Origin of the sequence: uncultured Veillonella sp., assembly GCF_934190855.1 — a bacterium.
Lineage (GTDB): Bacteria > Bacillota > Negativicutes > Veillonellales > Veillonellaceae > Veillonella.
The window spans coordinates 21,686-28,955 of sequence record NZ_CAKPTN010000004.1 but is presented as its reverse complement, the minus strand read 5'-3'; the positions used below and the strand labels follow the sequence as shown (position 1 = coordinate 28,955).

At 42.7% G+C, this 7,270-nt stretch carries 6 protein-coding genes and 1 tRNA gene; all 7 read left to right on the top strand.

Annotated elements, in window-relative coordinates:
* Window positions 1-91 precede the first annotated feature (91 nt).
* The 7 genes from Q0F90_RS00740 to fusA all read left to right on the top strand — a co-directional run bounded on the left by Q0F90_RS00740 (window position 92) and on the right by fusA (window position 7,212).
* A tRNA-Ser gene (locus Q0F90_RS00740) sits at window positions 92-182 on the top strand.
* 201 nt (window positions 183-383) lie between these two features.
* Window positions 384-1,133, top strand: a complete 750-nt coding sequence (locus Q0F90_RS00735) for a hypothetical protein (RefSeq protein WP_296002170.1) — start codon at window positions 384-386, stop codon at window positions 1,131-1,133.
* A gap of 20 nt (window positions 1,134-1,153) precedes the next feature.
* Window positions 1,154-2,413 carry an Nramp family divalent metal transporter gene (locus Q0F90_RS00730; protein WP_296002167.1) on the top strand — a complete coding sequence of 420 codons (1,260 nt, stop codon included), beginning with the start codon at window positions 1,154-1,156 and terminating at the stop codon, window positions 2,411-2,413.
* Window positions 2,414-2,582: 169 nt separating this feature from the next.
* Window positions 2,583-3,185, top strand: a complete 603-nt coding sequence (locus tag Q0F90_RS00725) for a hypothetical protein (protein ID WP_296002164.1) — start codon at window positions 2,583-2,585, stop codon at window positions 3,183-3,185.
* Window positions 3,163-3,909: a YaaA family protein gene (locus Q0F90_RS00720; protein ID WP_296002160.1), complete on the top strand. Its 747-nt coding sequence runs from the start codon at window positions 3,163-3,165 to the stop codon at window positions 3,907-3,909. The genes Q0F90_RS00725 and Q0F90_RS00720 overlap by 23 nt, the downstream gene beginning before the upstream one ends.
* Complete coding sequence (gene hydE, locus Q0F90_RS00715) at window positions 3,896-5,032, top strand: [FeFe] hydrogenase H-cluster radical SAM maturase HydE (RefSeq protein ID WP_296002157.1); 1,137 nt, start codon at window positions 3,896-3,898, stop codon at window positions 5,030-5,032. Before Q0F90_RS00720 ends, hydE begins: the two co-directional genes overlap by 14 nt.
* A 113-nt stretch (window positions 5,033-5,145) precedes the next feature.
* Window positions 5,146-7,212 (top strand): elongation factor G, encoded by a 2,067-nt coding sequence (gene fusA / locus Q0F90_RS00710; protein WP_296002155.1) that lies wholly within the window; start codon window positions 5,146-5,148, stop codon window positions 7,210-7,212.
* Window positions 7,213-7,270 lie beyond the last annotated feature (58 nt).

Below are 7,270 nucleotides of genomic sequence, written 5' to 3'. Positions count from 1 at the left end.
ATGTAAAACAAATCTGGTTCATCGAATCCATGTTGAAATAATACGATTGACAATGCCTTATTGGGTATGATATGATTACCCAGTAAAGCATGGAGGATTACTCAAGAGGCTGAAGAGGACGGTTTGCTAAATCGTTAGGGCGGGTTACCGTCGCTAGGGTTCGAATCCCTAATCCTCCGCCATGTAAAGACCTTACATCAACCGATGTAAGGTCTTTTTCTTTACTATGGTTTAGTTTTATAGGCTCTGTTATTGCAAGGATTCAAGTGAATCTCGGGCCTAATAATTATTGTATTACACAGGTGTGTAAGGTTATAGAGTTGACGTATGATAAGGGGACTCATATAATAGGTTGTATAAAATGTAATTTTAAGGAGACTCTTATGAATACAAAATATACACGTCAAATGAATGGTATCCGTCGTGCATTAGGCATTGGCGCATTGTGTTTGGTGGCCTCTATTGGGGTGGTTCATGCTGAAAGTATTGAAATCCCAAGTGCCCGTCCTGTGATTGATGGTGTCGGTGCTGATGTAGAGACAGTTAGTAGTTCTAACAAAGTACAACATCATGTAAGTGCAGATATGGTAACGCCAAACGATTGGACATATACGGCACTACAAACGCTTATCAAACATGGTGCTGTTACTGATACACATGGCTTTGCTTTTGATGGTACAAGCTATACAAAAGATGAGCTCATGCCGCTTATCGATGAGGTAGTAACAAAACGGGAGCAAATGAACGAAAATGACCGTCAATTTGCATTGCGTATTTACCGAGAAAATATGCGTGATGTAATGGATTATCGCATTGCGCGCGATAAGAAAATCACCGAAGAGCGCCGTCAAAAATTAGACGCAAAACGTGCGGAAAAGGCTAAGAAGTCTGGTAAGACATATCAGGTATCTCAAGATCAACAAGAGGCTCTTGATAAGGCTAATGATGAAGTAGCAAAACCAGAAGAGCGTGCTTTAACAGATGAGCAAATCAAAGAAAAAATGAAGAAGTTCAAAATAGATGATTCTCGCGTTAAGGTAAATAACGAAGTACGCATTCGTTACGCAGGTTCTAAAGATAAGAAGTCTAAAACAGATGCTCGTATGCTAACGGAGATGACCTTTACTCTATAACCCTTATGTAAGGAGTTATAATGATTGACTTTTTAAAGAAACAGTTGTTTACAGTCCATCAAAACGGTAAGCAACAGGTAAGCGAAGCCTTTAAGTTTATAGGGCCTGGCATTATCGTAACGGTTGGCTTTATTGACCCTGGCAACTGGGCTGCCAATCTTGCGGCTGGTGCCAGTTACGGCTATGAGCTATTATGGGTAGTCACACTATCTACGATTATGCTCATTTTATTACAGCATAATGTGGCCCATTTAGGCATTGTACGCGGTCAATGTTTATCGGAATGTGCTTATGAATTTTTACCGCGTTATGTATCTCGCTTTGTGCTTAGTACGGCAGGTATTGCTGCAGCGGCGACAGCATTAGCTGAGTTTATCGGTGCCGCCATTGCTCTAAAAATGCTCTTTGGCATTCCTATCTTGATAGGTAGTATTTTGACCGCTGTTATATGTACAGTTATGCTCATTACCAACTCCTATCGTAAATTAGAGCGTATCATTGCTGGCTTTGTATCTCTCATTGCATTGGCGTACCTCGTTGAGGTCAATATGGTCAATGTAGATTGGGCTGCAGCCGGTATTGGTTGGGTGGATCCGAAGATTCCAAACGAGTCGATGCTCGTTATTTTGAGTATCTTAGGGGCTGTTATTATGCCTCATAACTGGTTCTTGCACTCTGAAATCATTCAAAGTCGTCAGTTCAATACGCAAGATCCGGCTGTAATGAAACGCCAATTGCGCTATGAGTTCCTTGATACCTTGTTCTCTATGGGCGTTGGGTGGATGATTAACTCCGCTATGATTCTTCTGGCGGCAGCTGTATTCTTTGCTCATGGTGTTGAGGTTACTGAACTTGAACAGGCTGAGGAGTTATTGCGACCTCTCATTGGTCCTGCAGCGGGCACTATCTTTGCGATAGCCTTGCTCTTTGCGGGCTTTGCATCATCTGCTACGGCCGGCATGGCAGGGGCGAGTATCTTTGCGGGTATGTTTGGTGAGTCTTACGATATGAAAGACTTCCATACGCGATTAGGCTTGGCCTTGACCTATATTCCGGCTCTACTATTAATCGTATTTATTACGGATTCCTTCCAAGCGCTATTGATTTCTCAAATGTTCTTGAGCTTGCAATTGCCTATTACAATTTTCTTGCAACTCTTCATGACAAGTAGCCGTAAGGTGATGGGGGAATACGCGAACCGTACATTTACAAATGTGCTCCTATGGGGCATTGGTATCATCGTTACGGTTATGAATATTTACCTTTTAATCGTGGGCTAAAAGAATAAAGAGACCGCTTCGGCGGTCTTTTTCTCTTTACGTATCTATTATGTAAAAAGCGTATCTTTGAATACCCAAGAGGGGTATAAAATATGGTACAATTAAGGATAGTGTAATATCTGTTGGGATTGTTCCTAGCAGTGTGATATATGGAAATTAGGAGGACCTAATGGCAAACGAAGTTAAATTACAAGATGCAATGCAATCTGATTTTACTGCTGTCGTAAGCGACATTGCAGAGGAATTATTGGCGCGCCTTAATATTGACGAGGACGGTTCTATTATCGACATGTTCCAAACTGGTTCCTTTGATCCTTGGCAATTATTCGTGTTCTTTGGCGCTTTAGAAAAAGCTCTCGTTGAGTACAGAACTGATAAACGCAAGAAAACTGTTATCGTTCATGCTCAACCTGAGGCGCTACTAGGTATTGGCTGCGTGGTAACACCGGTGTCTACTATGCTTGAGCACGTGTTGATGTCTCGCTTGAACGACATGAGCGAAGGCCGCTTAGAAACAGGTATGCTTACTGTGTCTGCTGAAAGCATCGATTACGAAGGTGTAAATCTTAAAGGTCGCCACGTAGTTATCGTATGTGACCTCGTAGACGAAGATTCTGATTACCTCAAAGAATGCATTAGATTATGTAAAGAATTGAAAGCAAGCCACGTTGTGGCAGTGCCTCTCATGTTGTGGAATCCTGAGTTGATCGACAATTTGACTGAGGAAACTATCAAGGCGGAATTATCTCATGAAAATCGTCCTCTCTCCTAGTAAGACAAAAATGATTACCGATGCTCCGAAGAATGATGGGGCAGTCAATCATGTAGTTCGAGACGGTCAATTTCAACCACACATCACGCAAGAGATTGTAAAGCATGTACAATCCCTCGATGTAACGGCCCTTGGTAAGGCTTTAAAGCTAAAGGATGACAAGGCCCAAGCGCTCTTTGATTTCTATCAAGATTTTGAGTCTCATCCTGTAGGTCTCGCTTGTGAAAGCTACGACGGTATTGCTTTCAAATATTTAGACTGGCAGAACTTGTCTGATGAGGCTAAGGCCTTTGGTGAAAGCCATCTTGTTGTGATGTCTGCGTTGTACGGCGTCGTAGAACCTACGATGGGCGTTAGAGACTATCGACTAGATATGGTCGATAAGGTAGGCATTAATTTATACGACACGTGGCGTGAATCTGTGGATGCATACTTTCACAAAGAAGACTGGATCCTAAATCTAGCGTCTAAAGAATATGCCAAAATGGTGAACCATCCTAAGGTGGTAACCGTTGAGTTTTGGGAATTGCGAGGCGACACATTTAAACAGATGAGTACGTCCTCCAAAATGAGTCGTGGCATGATGGCTCATGCATGTTTGACGGAGCAAGTGAAGCATGTACGGGATTTGCCCCGTGAAATTAATGGATTTATCTGCGTTACAGATATTGAATCCATTACCATACCAAGCGAATCGATGACGGTTCGTTATGAAAGGAAGTGATTGTTTGCAAGTGCAAGATATTCTTGCTAAAGACCTCGTTGGTGATGAATGGCTAACAGAGGATGAGCTAAGATTTCTCATGTCTGTAACTGATGAAGAACAGTTGCAGTTAATATATAAAAAGGCTTACGAAGTGAAGGCGAAATATGTAAAGCCCGTAGCGTATTATCGTGGCCTCATCGAGTTCTCGAACCGATGCATCAAAAACTGTAATTACTGCGGTATCCGTCGTGAAAACGACAAGACTGAACGCTTTGATATGAATCGTGAAGACATCATCAATATGGCACAGTGGGCCTATGACCATGAATATGGTTCTATTACACTTCAATCTGGCGAACGTTGTGATGATGCCTTTGTGGATTATGTGGTGGATTTAATTCGCGATATTAAAGCCATTGGAGACGGTTCCCTTGGCATTACGATGTGCGTAGGGGAGCAAAGCGAAGAGGCGTACCGCCGCATGCGTGAAGCTGGTGCGAGCCGTTATTTATTGCGCATTGAAACGACTAATAAAGAGTTATACCACAAAATTCATCCTCAAGATGAACTACACTCCTTTGAAACGCGCGTTGAATGCTTACGCCGCTTGCGCCGCGTAGGTTTCCAAGTAGGTACGGGCGTTATGATCGGCTTGCCTGGTCAAACGGAGGAGGATTTAGTAAACGATATCTTGTTCTATCGCGATATGGATATCGACATGATTGGCATGGGGCCTTATGTAGTGCATCACGATACGCCACTAGGCCAAGAGGCTCTAGCGATGGGCATCGATGATGAAGCGGGCAAGCTGCGCCGCGTTCAACTAGGCCTTAAGATGATTGCCTTAACACGTCTGTTCCTAAAGGACGTAAACATTGCGGCTACTACAGCGTTGCAAGCTCTTGATAAACTAGGCCGTGAAAAAGGCCTAGCTGCTGGGGCAAATATCCTTATGCCTATCATTACCATTCCTGAACACCGTGCAAAATACTTGCTATACGATAATAAACCTTGCGTAGACGACAATGCAGAACAATGTAAAGACTGCTTAACGCGCCGCGTAATGTCCATTGGTGACACTGTAGGTTGGAAGCAAAATGGTGATTCCAAACACTACGGCAAACGGACAGGGAAATTTTAGTTTTATATAGTCCTCTTTTTTCGATAAATTTTTTCGGAAAAAGAGGACTTTTCTATTGAAGTGTCGAAATGTATTAGCAAAAGCCGTAATTTGCCAATAAGGAGGCGATTCCGATGAAAGAGTACAGTAGTGATAAAATTAGAAACGTTGCTGTTGTTTCTCACGATGGTGCAGGTAAAACAGCTCTTGTTGAATCCTTGTTGTTAACCTCTGGTGCGGTTGATTTCGTAGGTAAAGGCCAAGATAATAAACATATTATGGACTTTGAACCGGAAGAAATTAAACGTAATGTAACTATCCAGTTGGGCATGGCTCCATGTGAATGGCATGACCATAAGGTTAACTTCGTAGACACTCCAGGTTACAATGAATTCCATGGCGAAGTTCGTGCTGCTTTGCGTGCGTGTGATGGTATGTTAATGGTACTATCCGCCACATCTGGTGTAGAAACTGACACAGTTCGCGCATGGGATTATGCCGTTGAGTTACAAATGCCACGGATGGCATTTATCAATAAAATGGATGTTGATGGTGCTGACTTCTTCGGTACTATTGAAAGAATGCGGGAATTATTTGGCAAAGGCATCATGCCATTGCAGATTCCTATCGGTGAAGGCGCCAACTTTGAAGGCGTCGTAGACGTAGCAAAAATGACTGCGTTTACTTATAAGGACGGCCAACCAACTGAAATCGCTGTACCAGCTCACCTTATCGAAAAGGCTCAAGAAATTCGGGAAATGACCGTAGAAGCCGCGGCTGAAGGTAGCGATGAATTGTTGGAAAAATATTTAGAAGGCGAAGAATTATCCTTAGAGGAAATTCGCCAAGGCTTGCGTGAAGGTATGATTAGTGGCCGTGTGTGCCCAATCATGTGTGGTAGTGCCACATCTCGTATTGGCTTAGATCAAGTATTGGATCGTATGATCCGTTACATGCCAGATGCAACTAAAAAGGTTATGACCGCAACTGATGCAGAAACTGGCGAACAACGCGCAATACATGTAGATAAACCATTAACTGCATTCGTATTCAAAACGTTGTTAGACCCATTCGCAGGCAAACAAAGCTTTGTACGTATCTTCTCTGGTGAACTTAAAGAAGGCGATCGCCTCTTTGATGTAAACCAAGGCGTAGAAGAAAAATGGGGCAAGATGGTTACCCTTATCGGGAAGCAACAAATCCCTGTATCCTCAGCTAAAGCTGGCGATATCGTAGTGATACCGAAATTGGCTAATGCTAAAACTGGCGATACATTAACTGCTCCTGACTTTAAAGTAACATACGATGCTATCCGTTTCCCTCAACCTCTATACACAGTGGCTATGGAGCCAGTGAAAAAAGGTGAGGAGGAAAAATTAGCTAGTGCTGTTCTTAAGGTAGCAGAAGAAGATCCTACTTGCGTAGTAGTGAAAAATGCTGAGGCCCGCCAATTACAAATCGATTGTATGGGCGAGGTACATCTCGAGCATATTCTCAATAAAATGGACCGCAAATACGGCGTACAAGCTAAACTTGTGACTCCTTATATTCCATACCGCGAAACTATCAAAGGCTCCGCTGAAACCGAGTCTAAATATAAAAAACAAAGTGGCGGTCATGGTCAATATGGTCACGTTAAGATTCAAGTGGACCCATTATATGATGGAAGCGAATTTGCATTCGTAGACAAAATCTTTGGTGGTGCTGTACCTAAACAATACATACCAGCAGTGGAAAAGGGTGCCAAAGAAACCCTAGATAAAGGCTTAATTGCGGGATATCCTATGATTGGCGTGCAAGTGACACTCTTGGATGGATCTTACCACAGTGTAGACTCCTCAGAGTTAGCATTTAAAGTAGCTACGTCACAGGCTATCAAGGATGTAATTCCAAAGGCGAAACCAGTCCTATTAGAACCAATCTATGAAGTTAACGTGTTTGCACCAGATGCTTTCATGGGCGATATCATGGGTGATTTAAATAGCCGTCGAGGTCGTGTATTAGGCATGGAACAAAGTGAAAGAACAGGTATTTCTGTTGTTAAAGCTCAAGTACCATTGGCTGAAATGGCCGACTATGTAACTGCATTGCGCTCTATCACTCAAGGACAAGGCGTATTTAACCGTCAGTTCCATACTTATGAAGAGGTTCCACATAAGCAAGCGGAAGAAATCATCGCTGCTCATAAAACTCAAGAATAACGTAAGAAAATGTCCACGTACTGTATGTAATACAGTTAGAATCACTACAACTGAATAG

Excerpts from the sequence above, each read along its gene's own strand:
- Q0F90_RS00735 (WP_296002170.1), top strand. The coding sequence starts at position 384 with ATGAATACAAAATATACACGTCAAATGAATGGTATCCGTCGTGCATTA.
- Q0F90_RS00725 (WP_296002164.1), top strand. The coding sequence starts at position 2,583 with ATGGCAAACGAAGTTAAATTACAAGATGCAATGCAATCTGATTTTACT.
- fusA (WP_296002155.1), top strand. The coding sequence starts at position 5,146 with ATGAAAGAGTACAGTAGTGATAAAATTAGAAACGTTGCTGTTGTTTCT.
- Q0F90_RS00730 (WP_296002167.1), top strand. The coding sequence starts at position 1,154 with ATGATTGACTTTTTAAAGAAACAGTTGTTTACAGTCCATCAAAACGGT.
- hydE (WP_296002157.1), top strand. The coding sequence starts at position 3,896 with ATGAAAGGAAGTGATTGTTTGCAAGTGCAAGATATTCTTGCTAAAGAC.
- Q0F90_RS00720 (WP_296002160.1), top strand. The coding sequence starts at position 3,163 with ATGAAAATCGTCCTCTCTCCTAGTAAGACAAAAATGATTACCGATGCT.